This is a genomic window from Bacillus sp. F19 (assembly GCA_023823795.1).
Taxonomy (GTDB): Bacteria; Bacillota; Bacilli; order Bacillales; family Bacillaceae; genus Bacillus_P.
Genome location: CP085710.1, coordinates 1 through 24,067, shown reverse-complemented (window position 1 = coordinate 24,067; position 24,067 = coordinate 1). Strand labels below are relative to the sequence as shown.

Sequence of the window (24,067 nt, the reverse complement as noted above, 5' to 3'; positions counted from 1 at the left end):
CTAACACCGATTTTCACCAGCCACCGGCTCTCTAAGAAAGATACACTTGCTACTATTTCCTGTCATCATGTTTCACATGTTCAATTAAGTAATTCATAATTTACTACAAGTTTGGGACGGTTGCAAGGGTTTTATACACTTAACTTTGCTTTTGTGTTTTCCGCCATACGTACAAACAGCCCAGTCATCCGGTGATCATCCGTTAATTCAGGATGAAACGAGCAGCCCAGGAACTGTCCTTGACGCGCTGCAACAATTCTCCCGTTATGCTTAGACAGAATCTCTACATCTTCTCCAACTTCCACAATATGAGGAGCCCTGATAAACACACCAACGAAATCTTCAGCAACATCCGTAATGTTCAATTCTGCTTCAAAGCTTTCGCGCTGACGCCCAAATGAATTTCTCTCAACCGTAACATCCATTAAGCCAAGATGTCCTTCACTGTATCCCACAATGTTCTTAGCAAGAAGAATTAAGCCGGCACAAGTTCCAAACATGGGCTTTCCCTGTTCAGCGAATGCTTTCAGAGGATTCATGAAATCATATTTATCAATCAGGCGGCGCATTGTCGTGCTTTCTCCGCCTGGCATAATAAGTCCGTCCAGTTCATCCAGCTGCTCAGGACGTTTAACAACGACTCCCTCTGCACCGCTTGCCTCTATTGATCGAATGTGCTCTCTTACAGCACCTTGAAGGCCTAATACACCAATTTTAAGCATTGTATTCTACTCCTTTATGATTACCAGCCGCGCTCTTGCATTCTGTTCTCAGGAAGCAATGTTGAGATCTCAATGCCTTTCATTGCTGTTCCAAGTCCCTTTGAAAGACTTGCAATTAGCTCATAGTCCTGATAGTGAGTTGTTGCTTCAACAATCGCACGAGCAAATTTTGCCGGGTTTTCAGACTTGAAGATACCTGAACCTACGAATACACCGTCTGCACCTAATTGCATCATTAGCGCAGCATCTGCCGGAGTTGCTACTCCGCCTGCTGCGAAGTTTACAACCGGAAGGCGGCCCTCATGCTTGATTTGAAGAAGAAGCTCATAAGGCGCGCCTAACAGCTTCGCTTCTGTCATCAGTTCATCCGTGCTCATTCCAATGATTCTGCGCACTTGGCCATTTACTTTACGCATATGGCGAACAGCCTCAACGATATTTCCTGTACCAGGCTCGCCTTTTGTGCGGAGCATAGAAGCGCCCTCTGCAATACGTCTAGTAGCTTCGCCTAAATCACGGCATCCGCAAACAAATGGAACTGTATAATCACGTTTATTTAAGTGGTACTCCTCATCAGCCGGAGTCAGCACTTCACTTTCATCAATGTAATCGACACCCATCGCTTCTAAAATGCGAGCTTCAACAATGTGACCAATACGTGCTTTTGCCATAACTGGAACCGTTACAGCCTTCATCACTTCTTCAACAATTGTAGGATCTGCCATACGGGCAACTCCGCCTGCTGCACGAATGTCAGCAGGAACGCGCTCAAGTGCCATAACAGCAACTGCTCCAGCTTCCTCAGCGATCTTTGCTTGCTCTGCATTGACTACGTCCATAATGACGCCGCCTTTTTGCATTTCTGCCATTCCGCGTTTTACTCGATCTGTACCTGTGTTATTCATTCTATATCCCCCTTGTAATATGTAAAATTTCATTTTGCACATATAACTTATTCTATCCTAAGTTATAAAAAAATCCTATCAAAATTAAAGAGATAATTAAAACAATTCAATCAAAGAAAAGCGGATCCACCTATCCAATTCCTAATATAACCATTTATAAAAAAAGACTTACTCATCTCGAGTAAGTCATTTTTTCAATTAAAACCAGCCTGTGACAGTGTCTGTCACTGTTCCCCAAAGACTTCCGAAGAATCCGCCGATACCTCTCATGGATAATACAAACCAATTGGCTTTTTCAACACCGCTTTTTGTTACGATATCAACATTGGCGTCGCTTTTTTCTTCTAAGAAGCCCAGGTCTTGGCCTTTACCTGTGTACTTAACTGTCATATAGCCGATCTTCTCGCCTTTTTTGACAGGGGCCTGTACTTCATTGTCAGCATTGACCTTCTTTTGATCAAAAACGTAGCTTGGCTCATATGATTCTTTTTCACCATTTTTAACAACAAGATTAAGCGGTTCTTTTGTTGCTACTGCTACTTCTTTTTCTTTCCCTTTCACAACAGAGAGGTCAGATTTGTTTTTGATTTGATAGTTTTCAGGATAGACTTCTTCCATCTTGAAATTGTTATATGCATATTCAATCATTTTTTTCGTTTCTTTAAAACGAGGAGTATGCAGGCTGCCGTCATCACCTGTTGCGTTTAATACTACAGTTATGACTCTCATGCCATTTCGTTCAGCAGTTGCAGTAAAAGAGGAACCTGCTGATTTAGTAGAACCCGTTTTTAAACCATCTACACCTTCTGTTTCAAATAATAGGCCTTCAAGCATCCAGTTCCAGTTATCCATCTTGATTGCATCTTCTGTGCCTTCTCTGAATACTTTTCTCGGAGTACCTGCTGTTTCCAAAACTTCTGGGTAGTCGTTAATTAATTTTTGAGAAAGCAGCGCCATATCCCGCGCTGACATTTTATTTTCAGCATCTACTGTCGTTCCATCCGGATGCATTCCTGCAAGATCTCCATTTTCTAAACCTGTAGAGTTCACAAATTCGAAGTTTTTAAGACCCATCTCTTTTGCTTTTTCATTCATTAATTTTACAAAATTAGTCTCAGATCCTGAAACGATTTCAGCTAATGCAATAGCTGCTCCGTTTGCAGAATAAATGCTCATCGCTTCATAAAGCTCTTTCACATTGTATGTACCGTCTTTTCGTAATGGAACGTTGGAAAGTTCGCGGTTTTGGGAAATTTTATATACATACTCACTTGGAGTGTAAGTTTGATCCCATTTGATTTTTCCTTTATCAACTGCTTCAAGAACCAAGTATTCTGTCATGATTTTAGCCATACTTGCAATCGGCAGCAGTTCGTCTGCATTTTTCCCGTATAAAATTTTACCTGTAGACGCTTCTACTAAAATTGCACCTTTTGCATTGACTCCTACTGCATCATTTTCTGCCGCAGATGTCTGTGATGCCTGCATAACAACTGTTATCGCCAGAACAGCAGCAAACAGAACGGACAGCAAACGCTTTAACTTCATGTTGCTCAAATTCATAACCTCCACCGTTTTTCATCTATTTTTATATTCAATTATTGACCTGAGTTACAAACAACAAATTCGATTTTATCACACTATGATCAAAAAAAATAGACAGAGTCTGAGACTCTGTCCTAAAGATTGAACATTGTTTTAAATTTCAGGTAAATCGACCTAGAAACACTTATGAAAGCGAATAGTTCGGTGATTCTTTTGTAATTTGAACATCATGAGGATGACTTTCGCGAAGACCTGCACCCGTCATGCGGACAAACTGTGTATTTTCCCGCAGCTCTTCCAAGTTTGCTGTTCCGCAATATCCCATACCGGAACGGATACCGCCAACCAGCTGATAGATCGTATCTGAAAGAGGTCCTTTATAAGGAGTTCTTCCTTCAATGCCTTCAGGAACAAATTTTTTGTTATCTTCCTGGAAGTAACGGTCTTTGCTTCCTTTTTCCATTGCGCCGACAGAACCCATACCGCGGTAGACCTTAAAGCGTCTTCCCTGGTAAATTTCCGTTTCGCCGGGACTTTCCGAAGTACCAGCCAGGAGACTGCCCAGCATAACTGCGTGACCGCCTGATGCTAATGCTTTTACGATATCGCCTGAATATTTAATTCCGCCATCTGCGATAATAGTAATGCCAAGCTTGCGTGCTTCAGTCGCACAATCATATACAGCTGTGATTTGAGGTACCCCTACACCTGCAACAACACGGGTTGTACAAATAGAACCAGGTCCGATGCCTACCTTTACAACGTTCGCTCCAGCTTCTGCAAGTTCTCTTGTAGCGTCTCCTGTTGCAACATTTCCTGCAATAATATTCAGATCAGGATATTCATTTCTAATGGTTCTTACCATTTCGATAACGCCTTTTGAATGGCCATGAGCTGTATCCAGCACGATTGCATCAACGTTAGCCTCAACCAGTTTTTTCACGCGAAGCATCGTGTCTGAAGTAACACCTACTGCAGCACCAACAAGCAAACGTCCATGCTCGTCTTTTGCTGAATGCGGAAACTCGATTACCTTTTCAATATCTTTAATTGTAATTAATCCTTTTAAAACACCCTGGTCATCAACCAGTGGAAGCTTTTCAATTTTATGCTTTTGCAAAATGCTTTCTGCTTCTTTAAGTGTTGTTCCGACGTCTGCCGTTACTAAGTTTTCTTTTGTCATAACATCAGAGATCTTGATGGAGAAGTCTTGAATAAATCTCATGTCACGATTCGTGATAATGCCTACTAGTTTCTGTTCATCCACATTATTTACAACAGGAACACCGGAAATGCGGTATTTTCCCATCAAATGCTCTGCATCAAAAACTTGATGGTCTGGAGTTAAAAAGAATGGATTAGTAATAACGCCTCTTTCAGAACGTTTTACCTTATCAACCTGCTCTGCCTGCTGTTCAATCGACATATTCTTATGAATAATGCCCATTCCGCCTTGTCTTGCCATTGCAATTGCAAGCTGCGCTTCAGTAACAGTATCCATCCCAGCACTAATGATTGGGACATTCAGCTTTAATGTTGGTGTTAAGTTCACACTTAAATTTACGTCTCTTGGAAGAACCTCCGACTTAGCCGGTACAAGCAATACATCATCAAACGTTAAGCCTTCTTTTAAAAATTTACTTTCCCACATCATTAAATCCCCCTCTTAACGGCAAAATATTATTAGTAGATTAACAACTAGCCAACCCACTGTCAAGAACAGGCAAAAGAGTTTAAAAATTGCGAAAAAAGAAAGGGGAGCTGCAGGATGATGAAAACAAGCGTCTGGAACCAGTTAAAATCATATCAATCAACGGAAACGGTCCAAAAGTTTCTGGAAAAAAGTTATAAAAAAAATCAGCAAACAGCACCTGCAGAATTATCCTATCAAAACAGCTATCCTTTCGTTTACCATCTAAAGCATGCCGAAAACTTTTATCTTTCATCAGTATGCGCCGCACTTCCCGTACAGCCAATGCTCCTGTTTTACGGAATGTCTCAGCTTATGAAAGCCTGCATTCTTACAGCAGATCCAGAATACCCCGCCACTTCCTCTGTCCTTGCACATGGCGTATCAACAAGAAAGCGAAAAAAACAGCATTATCGCTTTTTGCAGGATGAAGTAAAGATCCAAAGAAATGGTTTATTTGCTCACACAGCATCCCATTTATTTAAGCTGGAACATGTAGAAAATGATAAATACACCATGCATGAACTTTTAAAAAGAATCCCAGAAATAAGTGATTTATTTACTAGGCATAAACAGAAAAATGTTCATTTTAGAACCAAATATGAAAACAAGCAGCTGCATATTCCAGTTGAAGCGGCAGCCTCTTATCACATGACACCGGAAAGGCTGCTTGAATATCTTAATTATCATTTTCAGCTTAGCAGAGGAAGTCATTCCGAAAACATAATTACTTGCTATCCGCCTGATCACTTCAGCGCTTTTTACAGTCTTCCATTTCTGTATAATGGGCAAACAGGCGAATACACCTTGCCTGCATCAATGAATGATCTTGCCGGATTGCCTGAATTTATGGCTCATTACTTATTGCTGTACAACTTAAGCATGATCTCAAGATATGAAACCGAGTGGTGGTACGAACTAATGCTAAGCCATTCACAGGATGATTATGTATTCATCGTTCGTTTTCTTGAAGTGACGAAAGAAAAAATACCTCAGTTTGCACTGACGTTTTTGAATGAATTATGGGAAAAGGGATAGTTCAGCGCATTCAAAATCAGGCGAATAAGTATCGGATAAAAAGAATCCATATTGAATAGTTGAACGGGTTATCGGGATCGTAACAGCACTCCATCGAATGGGAAGCGGCTATTTTCATTTACTAGCGCTTAGCGTCATTTTATGTTCCGCTATGCAACAACTTCCAATGCCATCCCTCTAAAGGTCCTTTGCCTTTTATTTTTTCCATAAAAAAAAGAACAGCATCTCTGCTGTTCTTTTTTTTGCGTGCCTGGCAACGTCCTACTCTCACAGGGGGAAACCCCCAACTACCATCGGCGCTAAAGAGCTTAACTTCCGTGTTCGGCATGGGAACGGGTGTGACCTCTTTGCCATCATCACCAGACAATATGCAATTAGAAAGAGTTATTCTTTCAAAACTAAATAACGTTTGATAACAAGTTTCACTTAGGTTTTACACTTTATTAGACTGTGGTTAAGTCCTCGAACGATTAGTATCTGTCAGCTCCACACGTCACCGCGCTTCCACCTCAGACCTATCAACCTGATCATCTTTCAGGGTTCTTACTCACTAATGTGATGGGAAATCTCATCTTGAGGGGGGCTTCATGCTTAGATGCTTTCAGCACTTATCCCTTCCGCACATAGCTACCCAGCGATGCCTTTGGCAAGACAACTGGTACACCAGCGGTGCGTCCATCCCGGTCCTCTCGTACTAAGGACAGCTCCTCTCAAATTTCCTGCGCCCACGACGGATAGGGACCGAACTGTCTCACGACGTTCTGAACCCAGCTCGCGTACCGCTTTAATGGGCGAACAGCCCAACCCTTGGGACCGACTACAGCCCCAGGATGCGATGAGCCGACATCGAGGTGCCAAACCTCCCCGTCGATGTGGACTCTTGGGGGAGATAAGCCTGTTATCCCCGGGGTAGCTTTTATCCGTTGAGCGATGGCCCTTCCATGCGGAACCACCGGATCGCTAAGCCCGACTTTCGTCCCTGCTCGACTTGTAGGTCTCGCAGTCAAGCTCCCTTGTGCCTTTACACTCTGCGAATGATTTCCAACCATTCTGAGGGAACCTTTGGGCGCCTCCGTTACATTTTAGGAGGCGACCGCCCCAGTCAAACTGCCCACCTGACACTGTCTCCCAGCCCGATCAGGGCTGTGGGTTAGAATTTCAATACAGCAAGGGTAGTATCCCACCAATGCCTCCACCGAAGCTGGCGCTCCGGCTTCCAAGGCTCCTACCTATCCTGTACAAGCTGTACCAAAATTCAATATCAGGCTACAGTAAAGCTCCACGGGGTCTTTCCGTCCTGTCGCGGGTAACCTGCATCTTCACAGGTACTATAATTTCACCGAGTCTCTCGTTGAGACAGTGCCCAGATCGTTACGCCTTTCGTGCGGGTCGGAACTTACCCGACAAGGAATTTCGCTACCTTAGGACCGTTATAGTTACGGCCGCCGTTTACTGGGGCTTCAATTCAAAGCTTCGCTTGCGCTAACCTCTCCTCTTAACCTTCCAGCACCGGGCAGGCGTCAGCCCCTATACTTCGCCTTGCGGCTTCGCAGAGACCTGTGTTTTTGCTAAACAGTCGCCTGGGCCTATTCACTGCGGCTTTTCAGGGCTATGAACCCTAAAAAGCACCCCTTCTCCCGAAGTTACGGGGTCATTTTGCCGAGTTCCTTAACGAGAGTTCTCTCGCTCACCTTAGGATTCTCTCCTCGCCTACCTGTGTCGGTTTGCGGTACGGGCACCTCTCACCTCGCTAGAGGCTTTTCTTGGCAGTGTGGAATCAGGAACTTCGGTACTAAATTTCCCTCGCCATCACAGCTCAGCCTTATATGAGAAGCGGATTTGCCTACTTCTCAGCCTAACTGCTTGGACGCGCATATCCAACAGCGCGCTTGCCCTATCCTCCTGCGTCCCCCCATTGCTCAAATGGTGAGGAGGTGGTACAGGAATATCAACCTGTTGTCCATCGCCTACGCCTTTCGGCCTCGGCTTAGGTCCCGACTAACCCTGAGCGGACGAGCCTTCCTCAGGAAACCTTAGGCATTCGGTGGAGGGGATTCTCACCCCTCTTTCGCTACTCATACCGGCATTCTCACTTCTAAGCGCTCCACCAGTCCTTACGGTCTAGCTTCAACGCCCTTAGAACGCTCTCCTACCACTGTTCGTAAGAACAGTCCACAGCTTCGGTGATACGTTTAGCCCCGGTACATTTTCGGCGCAGAGTCACTCGACCAGTGAGCTATTACGCACTCTTTAAATGGTGGCTGCTTCTAAGCCAACATCCTGGTTGTCTAAGCAACTCCACATCCTTTTCCACTTAACGTATACTTTGGGACCTTAGCTGGTGGTCTGGGCTGTTTCCCTCTTGACTACGGATCTTATCACTCGCAGTCTGACTCCCAAGGAGCAAGTCTTTGGCATTCGGAGTTTGACTGAATTCGGTAACCCGATGAGGGCCCCTAGTCCAATCAGTGCTCTACCTCCAAGACTCTCATACTTGAGGCTAGCCCTAAAGCTATTTCGGAGAGAACCAGCTATCTCCAGGTTCGATTGGAATTTCTCCGCTACCCACACCTCATCCCCGCACTTTTCAACGTGCGTGGGTTCGGGCCTCCATTCAGTGTTACCTGAACTTCACCCTGGACATGGGTAGATCACCTGGTTTCGGGTCTACGACCACGTACTAAAACGCCCTATTCAGACTCGCTTTCGCTGCGGCTCCGTCTCATCAACTTAACCTTGCACGGGATCGTAACTCGCCGGTTCATTCTACAAAGGCACGCCATCACCCATTAACGGGCTCTGACTACTTGTAAGCACACGGTTTCAGGATCTTTTCACTCCCCTTCCGGGGTGCTTTTCACCTTTCCCTCACGGTACTGGTTCACTATCGGTCACTAGGGAGTATTTAGCCTTGGGAGATGGTCCTCCCTGCTTCCGACGGGATTTCTCGTGTCCCGCCGTACTCAGGATCCACTCTGGAGGGAACGAAGTTTCGACTACAGGGTTATTACCTTCTCTGACGGACCTTTCCAGGTCGCTTCATCTACCCCGTTCCTTTGTAACTCCGTATAGAGTGTCCTACAACCCCAAGAGGCAAGCCTCTTGGTTTGGGCTAATTCCGTTTCGCTCGCCGCTACTTGGGAAATCGCGTTTGCTTTCTCTTCCTCCGGGTACTTAGATGTTTCAGTTCCCCGGGTCTGCCTTCATTATCCTATGTATTCAGATAAAGATACTGTTCCATTACGAACAGTGGGTTTCCCCATTCGGAAATCTCTGGATCAAAGCTTACTTACAGCTCCCCAAAGCATATCGGTGTTAGTCCCGTCCTTCATCGGCTCCTAGTGCCAAGGCATCCACCGTGCGCCCTTCATAACTTAACCTAAATGGTCAACCGCATCACAAGATGCGTTTCGCATTTCGTTGTTTGTTTAGACATAAATGTCTAGAAAATCACTAATTATGGTAAGCGTAAATCTCAGTGAATTACTTGTTATCAATTACGTTATCTAGTTTTCAAAGAACAACTTCTTGGTGGAGCCTAGCGGGATCGAACCGCTGACCTCCTGCGTGCAAGGCAGGCGCTCTCCCAGCTGAGCTAAGGCCCCATATGAATTTTAAGAGATGGTGGGCCTAAATGGACTCGAACCATCGACCTCACGCTTATCAGGCGTGCGCTCTAACCAGCTGAGCTATAGGCCCATCTCATAAGTATGAATAAAAGAATGTTTTTGACGTACAAAAAAGTACGCGCAAATGATTCTTCGCTTACTTCTAAAGTAAACTCGCTATTCACTTAGAGGGAACAAAGTTCTCTCAAAACTAAACAAAAACCAAAAGCGTCCTCATATATCCTTAGAAAGGAGGTGATCCAGCCGCACCTTCCGATACGGCTACCTTGTTACGACTTCACCCCAATCATCTACCCCACCTTAGGCGGCTGGCTCCTTGCGGTTACCCCACCGACTTCGGGTGTTGCAAACTCTCGTGGTGTGACGGGCGGTGTGTACAAGGCCCGGGAACGTATTCACCGCGGCATGCTGATCCGCGATTACTAGCGATTCCAGCTTCATGCAGGCGAGTTGCAGCCTGCAATCCGAACTGAGAATGGTTTTATGGGATTGGCTAAACCTCGCGGTCTCGCAGCCCTTTGTACCATCCATTGTAGCACGTGTGTAGCCCAGGTCATAAGGGGCATGATGATTTGACGTCATCCCCACCTTCCTCCGGTTTGTCACCGGCAGTCACCTTAGAGTGCCCAACTGAATGCTGGCAACTAAGATCAAGGGTTGCGCTCGTTGCGGGACTTAACCCAACATCTCACGACACGAGCTGACGACAACCATGCACCACCTGTCACTTTGTCCCCCGAAGGGGAACCTTCTATCTCTAGAAGTGGCAAAGGATGTCAAGACCTGGTAAGGTTCTTCGCGTTGCTTCGAATTAAACCACATGCTCCACCGCTTGTGCGGGCCCCGTCAATTCCTTTGAGTTTCAGTCTTGCGACCGTACTCCCCAGGCGGAGTGCTTAATGCGTTAGCTGCAGCACTAAAGGGCGGAAACCCTCTAACACTTAGCACTCATCGTTTACGGCGTGGACTACCAGGGTATCTAATCCTGTTCGCTCCCCACGCTTTCGCGCCTCAGCGTCAGTTACAGACCAGAGAGTCGCCTTCGCCACTGGTGTTCCTCCACATCTCTACGCATTTCACCGCTACACGTGGAATTCCACTCTCCTCTTCTGCACTCAAGTTTCCCAGTTTCCAATGACCCTCCCCGGTTGAGCCGGGGCTTTCACATCAGACTTAAGAAACCGCCTGCGCGCGCTTTACGCCCAATAATTCCGGACAACGCTTGCCACCTACGTATTACCGCGGCTGCTGGCACGTAGTTAGCCGTGGCTTTCTGGTTAGGTACCGTCAAGGTGCGAGCAGTTACTCTCGCACTTGTTCTTCCCTAACAACAGAGTTTTACGATCCGAAAACCTTCATCACTCACGCGGCGTTGCTCCGTCAGACTTTCGTCCATTGCGGAAGATTCCCTACTGCTGCCTCCCGTAGGAGTCTGGGCCGTGTCTCAGTCCCAGTGTGGCCGATCACCCTCTCAGGTCGGCTACGCATCGTTGCCTTGGTGAGCCATTACCTCACCAACTAGCTAATGCGCCGCGGGCCCATCTGTAAGTGACAGCCGAAACCGTCTTTCCAACTTGAACCATGCGGTTCAAGATACTATCCGGTATTAGCTCCGGTTTCCCGGAGTTATCCCAGTCTTACAGGCAGGTTGCCCACGTGTTACTCACCCGTCCGCCGCTAACCTCCGAAGAGGTCCGCTCGACTTGCATGTATTAGGCACGCCGCCAGCGTTCGTCCTGAGCCAGGATCAAACTCTCCGAAGAAAATTTGTGACTCGATTTGTTGCTGACTTCAAAAATTTAAAACGTTTGGTACGCTTTTGGTTTTGTTTAGTTTTCAAAGAACTTATTGTGTCGCACTCTCTCGAAGCGACCCCTTTAATATACCATTTCTACTGAGTTAATGTCAATCATTTTTTTTAAGAAATAATTTTCGTTAACTGCTTTATGTAGAAGGTTTGTTACTGACTTATAGAAGTATATCAGTATCTATTAAAATATGCAATAAGAAAAGAGCAAAAAGTTTGCTCTTAAATGATCTCTTCAATAAAAAGGTGTCTTTGTTCTTTCAGCGAAAGAATTTCCTCTGTTTCTTCTATCTTTACAAGAGGCCTGGTCGGATATTGATCTTCTATAAAAACGATCTCTGCTATTCTGCCGTCTGACAATCTGACATTTGTGCCTGAACTTAGTTTTAGTAGACCTTTCTTCAATTCGTTCAATGCTGTCAGATCAAATTTACCAAACTCATCTTGCATGAGCAGTTCTAGAGCTTTAAAAGGAGATTGTTTGCTTCTATGCGGTCTTTCGGAGACCATTGCCTGATACGCATGAGCAAGAGCCGCAATTTTGCCGAATACATGAAGCTGATCTGCCTTCGCTCCCAGAGGGTACCCGCTCCCGTCAAGCCGTTCATGATGCTGCAGCACTCCAAGCCTAACAGCCTCTTTCAAAGAAACGATATTTTTAAGCATTTTGTAGCTGTAAACCGGATGCTGCTTTATTTCTTTAAACTCTTTGTCAGTGAGAGCTGTCTTTTTAATCAGAAACCCTTGTTCTAATTTTGTCATGCCGCAGTCACAGAGAAGACCCGCCATAGCGACCTGTATCGTATCACCATAAGAAAAGCCCATACTCTTTCCCAAATAAGCGCTTACTAAGGCTGCAGATACTGAATGGTGGTAAAGATGGTCATCATGTTTTGTATAATTGTAGGTCTTAAATATTTCATGGGGCTCTTTCAGTCCCTGCTCTGCAGCAGGAATTAATAGATTTCTGATTTTCGAGATATCAACTAATGCACCGGATTGCCAGTCAAGATACAATTGCTTAAAGGCAAATACAGCGTTTATATACAATCCCTCAAAATCATTGCTTTGTTTTATTTCTGCTGTTTTTTCACTAAGAGAAGATTCTATTAGTGCCCCATCAGGTTTAAAAACATATCCATTTTCAAGGTATGGCTCTACATCAACTTCATCTATTAAAAATGCCCGCAGTATTTGCAGAAGATCTTGATCTAAGATTGTTTGTCTTCGCATTAAAGGCTTGGGCGATATGGAAAATACGTCTTTTGAAAGAATGCATCCTTCAGATAGCTGATTAATATGGACTCTCATATGAATCCCTCCCAACCATATTATAAACGATTCCATTTAGTAAAAAATGGTTTTCGAAAATAAATAAAGGCTGTGCTCGAAATGATTATTGCTTTCCGTATATAAACCGATCACATTTTAAGTTTCATATCGCGCTCTTATCAAGGAATAAACAGATACTGAAGTTAATTAGTTCCTAAGCCGATCTTTTTACTGACAAATGCCAGCAACAAAGTTACAAAAAGAGCATAAAAAAAGACATAGCTTTTTGGGCTATGTCTTTCATTTGCTTATTCTTCTGAATCTGATTCATCAGAGATGGAGTCTTCGACAGAATTTTCTTCAATTGAGTTTTGTTCTGCAGATGATTCTTCCAGTGACCCTTCTTCATTCTCTAAAAGCTCATCATCTTCCGGTTCGAGCTCTTCTTTTTCTACGACAGCAACAGTTGCAACATGCTCTTCGTCACCAAGTTTAATCAGCTTAACACCCTGTGTATTACGTCCGGTTGTAGAGATACTGTCGATAGCCATCCGGATCAGAACGCCGCTTGCTGTAATCAGCATGAGGTCCTCTTCTCCTGTAGAAGGCTTAACAGAAATCACTGTACCATTTTTCTCCGTGACGTTACATGTTTTAATTCCTTTACCGCCTCTACTTTGAATCCGATATTCAGCAGCGGGCGTTCGTTTCCCGAATCCATTTCGGGTTACGACAAGAACATCGACATCTTCTTCAAGGATTTCCATTCCGACAACTTCATCGTCAGAGTCGAGTGTAATCCCTTTTACACCAGTCGCGGTACGTCCCATTGAACGCACATCTGTTTCAGGGAAACGAATCAGCATTCCTTTTTTCGTGCCGATCATGATGTGCTTTGTTCCATCTGTTAAACGGACGGAAATCAGTTCATCGTTTTCACGCAGGTTAACTGCGATCAAGCCGCCTTTTCTTATATTTGCAAATTGAGTAAGAGGTGAACGTTTAGATATTCCTTCTTTTGTTGTAAAGAATAACGACCAATCGTCAACGAATTCAGAAACAGGAATAATGGCATTCACCCATTCGCCTTTTTCTATCTCCAATAGGTTAATAATCGGAAGCCCTTTAGCTGTTCTTCCATACTCTGGAATTTCATACCCTTTTGCACGGTAAACCTTCCCTTTATTAGTAAAGAAAAGAATCGTGTCATGAGTAGATGTTGTTAAAAGATGTTCTACGAAATCATCCTCATTCGTCCCCATACCCTGAATCCCTCTTCCTCCGCGGCGCTGGCTGCGGTAGGTTGAGATAGGCAGTCTCTTAATATAGCCATTATGAGTAAGAGTAATAACGATATTTTCAACAGGAATCAGATCTTCATCTTCGATCATTTCAATTCCGCCGGATACAATTTCTGTGCGGCGCACATCGTTAAAACGATCTTTAATTTCTTCTAATTCCTCGCGGATAATTTCAAGGACTTTTTCTTCGTCTGCCAGGATTGCTTTTAATTCTGCAATCAGCTGTACAAGTCCCTGGTATTCTTCTTCGATTTTCTCTCTTTCAAGTCCTGTTAAACGCTGCAGACGCATATCAAGAATCGCCTGTGCCTGTTTTTCAGAAAGGGAGAAATTATCCATAAGGCCTTGACGCGCAATATCAGTTGTCTGAGAGCTGCGGATCAGGGCGATCACTTCATCCAGGTGATCTAGTGCAATTCTCAAGCCCTCTAAAATATGCGCACGTGCTTCCGCTTTGCGAAGTTCAAACGCTGTACGGCGGCGGATAATAACCTTCTGATGATCCAGATAGTAAACTAAGAACTGTTTAAGGTTCAATACTTGAGGCTGGCCATTTACAAGTGCGAGCATATTGATGCCGAAGCTTGTCTGAAGGGCAGTCTGTTTGTATAGATTATTTAAAAGAACATTTGAATTGGCATCTTTGCGCACTTCAATAACGATGCGCATTCCGTTGCGGTCTGATTCATCGCGCAGATCGGTGATACCTTCAATTTTCTTGTCACGCACAAGCTCAGCAATTTTTTCAATTAACTTCGCTTTATTTACCTGATAAGGAAGTTCTCTTACGATAATGACTTCTTTACCTGATGCCTTTTCCTCTATTTCCACTTTAGCCCGGATTGTTATAGATCCGCGGCCTGTTTCATAAGCTTTGCGAATTCCGCTTCGGCCAATAATCTGACCAGCTGTAGGGAAATCCGGTCCCGGAATGATTTCCATCAGCTCAGGAATGCTCACATCCGGATCTTTACTTACAGCAAGTACACCGTCGATGACTTCTCCCAGCTGATGTGGAGGGATATTTGTTGCCATGCCGACTGCGATACCCGCTGCGCCGTTTACGAGCAAATTAGGGTATCGGGACGGAAGGACAACCGGCTCTCGTTCTGAACCGTCATAGTTGTCCTGATAGTCGATTGTATCTTTATTGATATCGCGAATAAGTTCCATCGCAATTTTGGACATGCGCGCCTCTGTATAACGCATAGCCGCAGCTCCGTCGCCATCGACTGAACCGAAGTTGCCATGTCCATCTACAAGCATATATCGGAAGTTGAAATTTTGTGCCATGCGGACCATTGAATCATAAACAGCACTGTCACCATGAGGGTGATACTTACCGATAACTTCCCCGACGATACGGGCAGATTTCTTAAACGGTTTATCAGATGTCATCCCTAAATCATTCATCGCATATAAAATACGGCGGTGAACAGGCTTTAACCCGTCACGAACATCGGGAAGCGCACGCGAAACAATAACACTCATCGCATAATCCAAAAAAGATGAGCGCATTTCATGACTAATATTAATCTCTTTTACTTGAGGGGTTTTATTTTCTTCCATGATTGAACCTCCCTAATCTATATAGCTATATAGCTCCAGCCAGAAAAGCGGAAGCCCCTTGTTTAACCGAGGATCCAAGCGCTGAAGCTTGACAAAGATGCGCAAATTTTTATACTTTCTTATCTCAAAAAAAAACGGGAGCTAAAGGTCTCCGGAAACTTTTGATCTTTTAAATCTTGTTGACAATATATCAAACTGATTATGTATGGCTGAATAAAATTAAATAATAGCCTACTCTCCATTATATCAATAAACCTATGACATTACACGTCAAATTCAGATAAAAATGCGATTCAATCAAAGAATCCCTGCCTGTTGAGGCAAGGATTCTAGTTTTGTGATTCTTTTAATTCAGTACAGACAACCATTCTTTCTTCATTCGCACGTTCTTCTTGGTTAAATGTACCGTGCATGTAATTAAACCTGATTTTCTTGAGTTCCTTAAGGGCGGATATCTCTACCAAAAAGGGTACAATTCCTTCTCTATCTTCTTTTAATTTCATACTTTCCGGGGGTGATAGAAGGGTGAAGAATTTGTTTTTTTATCTGAATTGCCATTTGTGTCGTCTGCCTCATCTGTACTGAGATCCGTCTTATCTCCTTTTTTGCATGCTGCTCTGAACTTGCACAGCCGGAATGCATAAGAAGGAATATAAGAAGGCTTACCAGCAATTTCATCAGATGATATTCTCTTTTCTCACCCTTATTTGGATAGGAAAAAGAGGACATCTCTGCCCCTTGTTTCATCCTGCTTAGTTATTTACAGATTTCCTGCGAGCAATTATTGCAATCACAGCAGAAGCCAGGATAAATCCAAAAAAGCTCTTTAAAATTGCTCTGCTGTTTGTTTCGCTCATTCCGCCCATACCTGTTTTAGGCATATCAGATGGTTTTTTGCCTTCGAATTTTTCAGGGAAACGATCAACAATCGCGCCAGACATTGCTTGGCCTACTCCAAACATATGCGTGTATGCAGCATGAATATTTTCATAAGCTGCAGGCTAATTTTTGCCGGTATAGCTGTTGAATGCACTCAGCAATTGTTCAATATGCTCTTTGAGGCCCGCCTCAAGGTCAGCCGCTTTTAAGCGTCCATCTGTTGCAGTATCAAGGAATGCCGCCTGTTCTGCTCGGTACTCATCCAATTCTGCTGCAGCCGTTTCTTTTCCTTCTTCATTGTTTTCAGCAGTTGCGGTTACGAAGTCTACAAAGTATCCGATGTGGCTGCTCCAAATTTCTTTAAACTGTGCAGCCCCTTCAGGACCGTAAACAGATTCAACTGCTGCTGTTAAATCATCTGTATTTTCATTTTAAGCTCCCGCTGCTGATTCAAAATCTTCCGCTCCATCTATTCCTTTTTGCATAGTAAGTGCAGCTAGAGCAGCATGCTCAGAGAATAACTTTACTCTTTTAGTTTAGCTATATTTACACTATGACTAACGGAGAGTTGTTAAATGGATCATAAAATATAAAAATTTTTTCAAAACTTGTTTTCATAAAAAGAAAAAAACATCCTTACCGGATGTTTTTCGGCTGTTACCAGTAATAAGGGTAGTACGGATATGGATACGGCGGATAGTACGGATAGTACGGATAACCATAACCATAACCATATCCAGGAGTTAATAATGCTCCTGCTGCAAGCCCTCCAATAAAGCCAGTTGCAAATGGAAATCCAAAACCCGGTCTTCCAAAACCAAACCCGGGTCTGCCGAATCCGAATCCGAATCCAGGTCTTCCAAAACCAAATGGACGCCGTAAGTCGTCTTGATTATAAAATGGCTGATTATTCATCTTTACGCCTCCTGCTTAGATAAATTGCCTACTTACTTTAAAAAGATATGCAGGACAACTTTAAAAGTAGTGGGCTCTTTGCGAATTCATAGCAGGAGAAAAAAAAGAACAGGCAAAGCACGAATTCTGCTTTCCTGTTCTTTAGATTATGCTGTATTTCCGAATCTGAATTTCTTGCTAGATATCCAGATTTTTTACGTATTGAGCATTGCCTTCAATGAAATTTCGGCGGGGCTCTACTTTGTCACCCATTAGGATGTCAAATGTTTCGTCTGCTTCCATCGCATCTTCTAAAGTAACTTGAAGGAATGTTCTTGTGTTAGGGTCCATCGTTGTTTCCCAAAGCTGCTCAGGGTTCATTTCCCCAAGACCTTTATAGCGCTGGATTCCCGGTTTTGGATTAGCAGGCAGTTCTGCCATCAGCTTCTCCATTTCTCTGTCGTTGTACGCATATTCAATTCGTTTACCCTGCTGCACTTTATATAAAGGCGGCTGGGCAATGTAGACAAATCCATTTTCAATGATTTGACGCATGTAGCGGTAGAAGAATGTGAGCAGAAGCGTCCGGATATGGGCGCCATCCACGTCAGCATCAGTCATGATAACTATTTTATGATAACGCGCCTTTGATATATCGAAATCCTCTGCGATCCCTGTTCCGAGAGCGGTAATGATCGTGCGGATCTCGTTATTGGAAAGAATTTTATCCAGACGGGCTTTTTCAACGTTAATGATTTTCCCTCTAAGCGGAAGGATTGCCTGGAAATGACGGTCACGGCCTTGTTTTGCAGAACCTCCCGCAGAGTCACCCTCAACGACATATAATTCAGAAATAGAAGGGTCTTTAGAAGAACAGTCCGCAAGTTTACCCGGCAAGTTCGAAATTTCAAGGGCGCTTTTGCGGCGTGTTAATTCACGTGCTTTTTTTGCTGCAAGGCGGGCTCTCGATGCCATTAATCCTTTTTCCAGGATTTTCTTGGCGGTTGAAGGGTTTTCCAATAAAAACTTCTCAAAACCTTCTGCAAAAAGATTATCAGTAACCGTTCGTGTTTCCGAGTTGCCTAATTTTGTTTTGGTTTGTCCTTCAAACTGCGGGTCAGGATGCTTAACAGAGATAATCGCAGTTATTCCTTCACGGACATCATCACCCGTCAGATTGGCATCATTTTCTTTAAATGCTCCATTTTTACGGGCATAGTCATTAATTACTCTAGTAAGAGCTGTTTTAAATCCAGCTTCATGAGTTCCGCCTTCATACGTATGAATATTGTTGGCAAAAGAATAAATATTGCTTGTGTAAGAATCATTGTATTGCAAGGCAACCTCAACTGTAATGCCGTCCTTTTCGCCTTCCATGTAGACAGGCTCTTCATGAATGACTTCACGTGTACGGTTTAAATGCTCGACATATGACTTAATTCCGCCCTCGTATAAGTATTCCTTTTTGCGTTTATTTTCGCGTTTATCTTCGATAGTAATTTTAATATTACGGTTTAAGAAAGCTAATTCTCTTAAGCGATTTGCAAGGGTGTCAAAGTCATATTCAACCGTTTCCGTGAAAATTTCCGGATCAGGGCAAAAGTGAGTTGTCGTCCCTGTTAGTTCACTTTCTCCTATGACTTCCAAATCACCGGCAGGCACACCGCGCTCGAATTTTAGATAATGAATTTTGCCTTCACGGTAAACAGTAACCTCAAGGACTGTCGAAAGCGCGTTAACTACAGATGCACCAACGCCATGCAGTCCGCCTGATACTTTGTACCCTCCGCCGCCGAACTTTCCTCCGGCATGGAGAACGGTCATGATAACTTCAACCGCAGGGCGTCCCATCTTTTCATGAATCCCGACCGGAATACCGCGGCCATTATCTTTTACGGTAATACTGTTATCTTCTTCAACAATAATGTTAATTTCGTCACAGTAACCAGCAAGAGCTTCGTCAATACTGTTATCAACAATTTCCCAAACGAGATGGTGAAGACCTTTCGCTGCTGTTGATCCAATATACATCCCAGGACGTTTCCGGACAGCTTCTAAGCCTTCTAATACTTGTATTTGGTTTTCATCATAAGTTTGCTGTTCGACTTGTTTTTGTTCCATCGCCACTATGATCACCTACACTTTTCTTAAGGGCTTATAAAAATTATTGAGAATGATTTTTGAATGGTTCATCCGCAACCATTTCTATGTCAAATGTGAATTTCGCGCGTTTTTTCAACGTGCCTGAAGCAAGAGGGGAAAAATAGATTTTATCTGTGGTTACAACAATTGATTTTGTCTCGCCGCTCGCAAGCTTGACTGTATGATTCTGATGTTTTTCTAAAAACTCACTGACAATGCCGGATGTTTTTGAAGATTGATGATCAACAATCATGACAACTTCTTTTGAGGGAATCACAAAATTGTCTCCCAGGTGAATATACAAGAAAAACCACCTCTTTTCAGCGTGTCAGCCTGCCTTTTGCAACACGGTATGTCGTTGCTTCTTTCAGCGTCTGATGGTCAATGCCTTCAACACTTGTTGTAGTAACAAATGTCTGCACTTTCCCTTGAATCGTATTTAATAAATGCGATTGTCTGTAATCGTCGAGTTCTGATAAAACATCATCGAGAAGCAAAATCGGGTATTCTCCAATTTCTTCATGGATCAATTCGATTTCTGCAAGCTTCAGCGATAATGCGGTTGTCCGCTGCTGCCCCTGGGAACCGAATGTCTGCACATCGCGCCCATTCACAAAAAATAAGAGATCATCTCTGTGGGGACCAGCAAGTGTTGCGCCGCGCTCGATTTCTCTATCTTTTATTTTATCAAACTTCTCTTCATATGCTTCTATCATTTTCGACAAACTTGCCTCTTCTGATACATCCACAGATGCTTTATACTCAATTGTTAACGTTTCAAGTCCTCTGCTGATGCCTGTGTGAATCGGCTGGGCCCACTTTTGCAGCTTCTCTATGAACTCAATCCGTTTTAAAATGACTTTTGCGGCAGACTCTGCCAGCTGTGAAGTTAGTACATCAAGCATGGTGCGATCCGTTTGTTTTCGCATCTGCATCTGCTTTAAATACTGATTCCGCTGCAGCATAATTTTTTGAAATCTATTTAAATCATGCAGATAGATAGGAGAAACCTGTCCAATTTCCATATCAATAAAACGTCTTCTGATTTGGGGGCTTCCCTTCACGAGATTGAGATCCTCGGGTGCAAACATAATGACATTCATTGCCCCTACATACTGGCTTAATTTCTGCTGTTCAATATGATTCAGCTTCGCTTTTTTCCCTTTTTTCGAGACAACGAGCTGCATGGCGACAGAGCCGCTGTACTTTTCTACTCTGCCTTCTATTTTAGCATATTCCTTGTCCCAATAGATAAGATCTTTGTCATTTGAGGTACGATGAGACTTTGCCATGGCTAAAACGTAGATTGCTTCCATCACATTTGTCTTGCCCTGGGCATTCTCCCCTAAAATAACATTGACCTTATTTTCAAACTCCACGGTCAGCTCTTCATAATTCCTGTAATTCCGCAGCGTTAATTCTTTGATAAACAAATCCGTTCACCAACTTTAGTTTTTGCTCTTTTGTAAAGAGAGTGTTCAATCATTCAGATTATCTTATATATAAATGGCGGACTTTATAGAAAAGAGCCTTAGTTTTTCACGATAAAAGAGCCAAAGTCTGGAATATCAACCGTATCATCAGCAACCAGTTTTTTCCCGCGGCGGTTTTCAGGCTCGCCATTTACAAAAATCGCATATTCCTGCAAAAACCATTTGGCCATACCGCCTGTCTGAATGACTTCAGCAAGCTTTAAGAACTGTCCAAGCGTAATGTATTCTGTCTCAATTTTTACTGGTTTTATTGACACTACGGATCGCCTTCTTTCTTCAAGTCTCCAACAGTTAATTTTACTAAACTTCTTTATACTTTAACAATACATAATTAAACCTTTAAAAACTTCACTTTATATATGTTCGCTATCAAGAATCGCAATGTCCATCCTAGGTGAACAAAAAGTAGGTATAAGGTCCTGTGAATGGAAAAGAAAAGCTGCCAGCTTGTGCCAGCAGCTTGTTTAATTAATACGTTCTGACAGGAAGAATTAATTGGAGAATGGAATCGTCTTCTGGAGTGCGGATCAAAAATGGTCTCATTGCACCCGTAAAGCTGATTTTAATTTCCGTTCCTTCAAGTGCTTTTAATGCATCCATCATATATTTTGCACTGAATGAGATTTTTAATTCTTCTCCTGTTATTTCCTGAGTCTGTACTTCCTCAATTACTTTTCCGATTTCCGGGGTGTTTGAAGAAACTTCTACAATGCCTTCTTCAAGGGTTGAAAACTTAACCACGTTATTTCTTCCTTCTTTTGCAAGAAGGGATGCACGGTCGATGGCTTGAAGAAATTCTCTTGTATTCAGCACCATGTCCGTTTTGCTTTCAGCAGGAATAAGTCTCGTTGTATCTGGATAGTTGCCGTCCAAAAGCCTTGAGAAGAAAAGTAAATTTTCAGCTTTAAAAAGGACTTGGCTTTCTGTAATGACAATTTCAATTTCATCACTTGTGTCTGCAAGAATTTTGCTTAATTCATTTAAGCTTTTTCCAGGAATAACGACATTATAAGAGCTGTCTGTCTCCGTTTCAATTTTTGCTTTGCGGAGCGCCAAACGGTGACTGTCTGTTGCAATACAGGTTAATTCTCTATTTTCAAGCTTCCAGTTGACACCTGTCAAAATGGGACGGGTTTCTGAAGTTGAGACTGAGAATACAGTTTGACGGATCATCGTTTTTAATAGATCTGTCGGTACTCTAAAACTATTATGTTCTTCTACTTGCGGCAGATGAGGATACTCTTCTGCATCCAGCCCATTCAGATTAAATTCTGCTTTGCCTGAACGGATGACGGTCATATGATGGCCAACAACTTCTATTTCTGCCGATTCTTTCGGAAGTTTTTTAACGATTTCACCAAAAAAGCGGGCTTGAAGAACGATGCTTCCAGTTTGTTTGATTTCAGCAATTTCTTTGCCGTTTTCTTCAGTAGGAATAAAAGATTCAATGGAGATGTCTGAATCGCTTCCTGTAAGTGTGACACCTTCTTCTGTTGCAACAATTTTAATTCCTGTCAAAATCGGGATCGTTGTTCTTGAAGATACAGCCTTCATAACATCTTGAACACTTTGAACTAACCGATCTTTTTGGATGACAAATTTCATTTAGGGAAATCCTCCTTTTTTTTCGTATGGGAGCATATTTCATTGAGCCACTTAATATATATATTATTTAAAGAAAAAATAGTAGAAGTACTAGTAGGGCCTGTGGAAATGTGTATAACTCTGTTGACGAAAGGAAACACAGCCTATCCACCTGTGGACAGACTGTGTATGAATCGTGCTTGGTTATTCACATTATCCATATTAATTTTTATAAGTGCAAGCTTTTTTAAGAGCCCTTCAGCATGCTTTCGATCTCTTTTAGCTGTTTAACAAGCTGATCATCGGCCTGAAGCAGCTTAGAAATTTTTTCGTGGGCATGAATAACTGTCGTATGATCACGGCCTCCGAATTCTTCGCCAATTTTAGGCAATGAGGAATCCGTTAATTCTCTGGAAAGATACATAGCGATTTGTCTTGGAAACGCCACTGATTTTGTGCGTTTTTTTGCTTTGAAGTCTTCTAGTTTTACACTGAAGTGCTGACCGACCATGCGCTGGATATCAGCAATCGTAATCATTCTCGGCTTAGAGCTTGGAATAATATCCTTTAGAGCTTCTGCTGCCAGGTCCGCATTTATATCCTTATTAATTAAAGATGAATAAGCTACAACTCGAATAAGTGCTCCTTCTAGCTCACGAATATTTGAATCAATTTGATTCGCAATGTAAAGCATAACCTCATTCGGAATATCAAGTCCTTCAGCCTTTGCCTTCTTTCTGAGGATAGCAATTCTTGTTTCTAAATCCGGCGGTGTAATATCTGTGATTAAACCCCATTCAAACCTGGAACGAAGACGGTCTTCCAAGGTGGGAATTTCTTTTGGAGGACGGTCGCTTGAGATAACAATTTGCTTGCTTTCTTCATGGAGCGTATTAAACGTATGGAAAAACTCCTCTTGAGTTTGTTCTTTCCCTGCAAGAAATTGAATATCATCTATAAGCAGCACGTCGACACTGCGGTATTTGTTGCGGAAGTCTTTCGCTTTGTTGTCGCGAATGCTGTTGATAAATTCATTTGTAAACTTTTCTGATGATAAATAAACGACTTTAGCGTTAGGCTTATGGTCAATCACATAGTGGCCAATCGCGTGCATTAAATGCGTTTTTCCAAGTCCTACTCCCCCATAAATAAACAGCGGATTATAAGCTTTGGCGGGTGCTTCTGCTACAGCAAGAGAAGCTGCATGGGCAAAACGGTTCCCGGATCCGATTACGAATGTGTCAAATGTATATTTCGGATTAAGCATATTTTGCGGAAGCTCGATTTGTTCATCCTCTTTATTCATCGGCTTTATAGGTGACTTCGGCATAAAATCAGCTTCATTCTGATTTTGAGGAATAATAAATTTAATCAGCAATTCCTCGCCGGTAAGCTCATAAATGGTATTGGCAATTAAATGCAGATACCTGGATTCAAGCCAGTCACGCGCAAATTCATTTGGTGCAGTAATTGTTAATGTATCTCCCTTAAGAGCATGAGCTTTAGTGGATTTAAGCCATGTTTCAAAACTGGGCTTGCTCAGCTTTTTTTCAATTTCTGATAAAGCTTTGCTCCATAATTCATCAATATTCTCCAT

The 24,067-nt window shown here is 43.0% G+C and carries 16 protein-coding genes, 2 tRNA genes, 3 rRNA genes and 1 other annotated feature (1 of these 22 cut by a window edge); of the genes, 1 reads left to right on the top strand and 20 read right to left on the bottom strand.

The genetic code is table 11. The annotated features are described in order from the left end of the window. Positions 1-75, bottom strand: a binding site (T-box leader) (it extends 145 nt beyond the left edge of the window). A gap of 56 nt (positions 76-131) precedes the next feature. The 4 genes from pdxT to guaB all read right to left on the bottom strand — a co-directional run bounded on the left by pdxT (position 132) and on the right by guaB (position 4,823). Beyond that, complete coding sequence (gene pdxT, locus LIT25_00105) at positions 132-722, bottom strand: pyridoxal 5'-phosphate synthase glutaminase subunit PdxT (GenBank protein ID USK33920.1); 591 nt, start codon at positions 720-722, stop codon at positions 132-134. 20 nt (positions 723-742) lie between these two features. Next, complete coding sequence (gene pdxS / locus LIT25_00100) at positions 743-1,627, bottom strand: pyridoxal 5'-phosphate synthase lyase subunit PdxS (GenBank protein USK33919.1); 885 nt, start codon at positions 1,625-1,627, stop codon at positions 743-745. Positions 1,628-1,825: 198 nt separating this feature from the next. Then, on the bottom strand, positions 1,826-3,190 hold the full coding sequence (locus tag LIT25_00095; GenBank protein USK33918.1) for a D-alanyl-D-alanine carboxypeptidase: 1,365 nt from the start codon (positions 3,188-3,190) through the stop codon (positions 1,826-1,828). Positions 3,191-3,356: 166 nt separating this feature from the next. Beyond that, complete coding sequence (gene guaB, locus LIT25_00090) at positions 3,357-4,823, bottom strand: IMP dehydrogenase (protein ID USK36102.1); 1,467 nt, start codon at positions 4,821-4,823, stop codon at positions 3,357-3,359. Positions 4,824-4,940: 117 nt separating this feature from the next. Between guaB and LIT25_00085 the strand changes: the two genes are divergently transcribed. Beyond that, positions 4,941-5,900, top strand: a complete 960-nt coding sequence (locus LIT25_00085; protein USK33917.1) for a YaaC family protein — start codon at positions 4,941-4,943, stop codon at positions 5,898-5,900. 248 nt (positions 5,901-6,148) lie between these two features. On the opposite strand, the gene rrf is transcribed toward LIT25_00085, so the two are convergent. The 16 genes from rrf to dnaA all read right to left on the bottom strand — a co-directional run bounded on the left by rrf (position 6,149) and on the right by dnaA (position 24,067). Continuing rightward, positions 6,149-6,264 (bottom strand): 5S ribosomal RNA (rrf, locus tag LIT25_00080). Positions 6,265-6,350: 86 nt separating this feature from the next. Beyond that, positions 6,351-9,280, bottom strand: a 23S ribosomal RNA gene (locus LIT25_00075). A gap of 149 nt (positions 9,281-9,429) precedes the next feature. Then, a tRNA-Ala gene (locus LIT25_00070) sits at positions 9,430-9,505 on the bottom strand. Between the two features lie 17 nt (positions 9,506-9,522). Beyond that, positions 9,523-9,599, bottom strand: a tRNA-Ile gene (locus LIT25_00065). A 157-nt stretch (positions 9,600-9,756) separates the two neighbouring features. Then, positions 9,757-11,292: ribosomal RNA gene (locus LIT25_00060) — 16S ribosomal RNA — on the bottom strand. Together the 16S, 23S and 5S rRNA genes with 2 tRNA genes alongside form the textbook arrangement of a ribosomal RNA operon. A 266-nt stretch (positions 11,293-11,558) precedes the next feature. Next, on the bottom strand, positions 11,559-12,647 hold the full coding sequence (locus LIT25_00055; GenBank protein USK33916.1) for an HD-GYP domain-containing protein: 1,089 nt from the start codon (positions 12,645-12,647) through the stop codon (positions 11,559-11,561). A 269-nt stretch (positions 12,648-12,916) separates the two neighbouring features. Further along, positions 12,917-15,478: a DNA gyrase subunit A gene (gyrA, locus tag LIT25_00050; protein USK33915.1), complete on the bottom strand. Its 2,562-nt coding sequence runs from the start codon at positions 15,476-15,478 to the stop codon at positions 12,917-12,919. Positions 15,479-16,230: 752 nt separating this feature from the next. Beyond that, positions 16,231-16,419, bottom strand: coding sequence for a hypothetical protein (locus LIT25_00045; GenBank protein ID USK33914.1), 189 nt, complete (start codon positions 16,417-16,419; stop codon positions 16,231-16,233). Between the two features lie 60 nt (positions 16,420-16,479). After that, positions 16,480-16,623, bottom strand: coding sequence for a hypothetical protein (locus LIT25_00040; GenBank protein ID USK33913.1), 144 nt, complete (start codon positions 16,621-16,623; stop codon positions 16,480-16,482). A 391-nt stretch (positions 16,624-17,014) separates the two neighbouring features. Beyond that, complete coding sequence (locus tag LIT25_00035) at positions 17,015-17,272, bottom strand: hypothetical protein (GenBank protein ID USK33912.1); 258 nt, start codon at positions 17,270-17,272, stop codon at positions 17,015-17,017. Positions 17,273-17,449: 177 nt separating this feature from the next. Continuing rightward, entirely contained in the window at positions 17,450-19,372 is a 1,923-nt protein-coding gene (gene gyrB, locus LIT25_00030) for a DNA topoisomerase (ATP-hydrolyzing) subunit B (protein ID USK33911.1), read from the bottom strand. Positions 19,373-19,415: 43 nt separating this feature from the next. Then, on the bottom strand, positions 19,416-19,697 hold the full coding sequence (locus LIT25_00025; protein USK33910.1) for a DUF370 domain-containing protein: 282 nt from the start codon (positions 19,695-19,697) through the stop codon (positions 19,416-19,418). 16 nt (positions 19,698-19,713) lie between these two features. Continuing rightward, the gene (recF, locus tag LIT25_00020) at positions 19,714-20,826 is read right to left on the bottom strand and encodes a DNA replication/repair protein RecF (GenBank protein ID USK33909.1); all 1,113 of its coding nucleotides are present in this window, start codon (positions 20,824-20,826) and stop codon (positions 19,714-19,716) included. Positions 20,827-20,924: 98 nt separating this feature from the next. Then, positions 20,925-21,137: a S4 domain-containing protein YaaA gene (gene yaaA, locus LIT25_00015; protein USK36418.1), complete on the bottom strand. Its 213-nt coding sequence runs from the start codon at positions 21,135-21,137 to the stop codon at positions 20,925-20,927. Between the two features lie 217 nt (positions 21,138-21,354). After that, positions 21,355-22,491 (bottom strand): DNA polymerase III subunit beta, encoded by a 1,137-nt coding sequence (dnaN, locus tag LIT25_00010; protein ID USK33908.1) that lies wholly within the window; start codon positions 22,489-22,491, stop codon positions 21,355-21,357. 226 nt (positions 22,492-22,717) lie between these two features. After that, positions 22,718-24,067 carry a chromosomal replication initiator protein DnaA gene (dnaA, locus tag LIT25_00005; GenBank protein ID USK33907.1) on the bottom strand — a complete coding sequence of 450 codons (1,350 nt, stop codon included), beginning with the start codon at positions 24,065-24,067 and terminating at the stop codon, positions 22,718-22,720.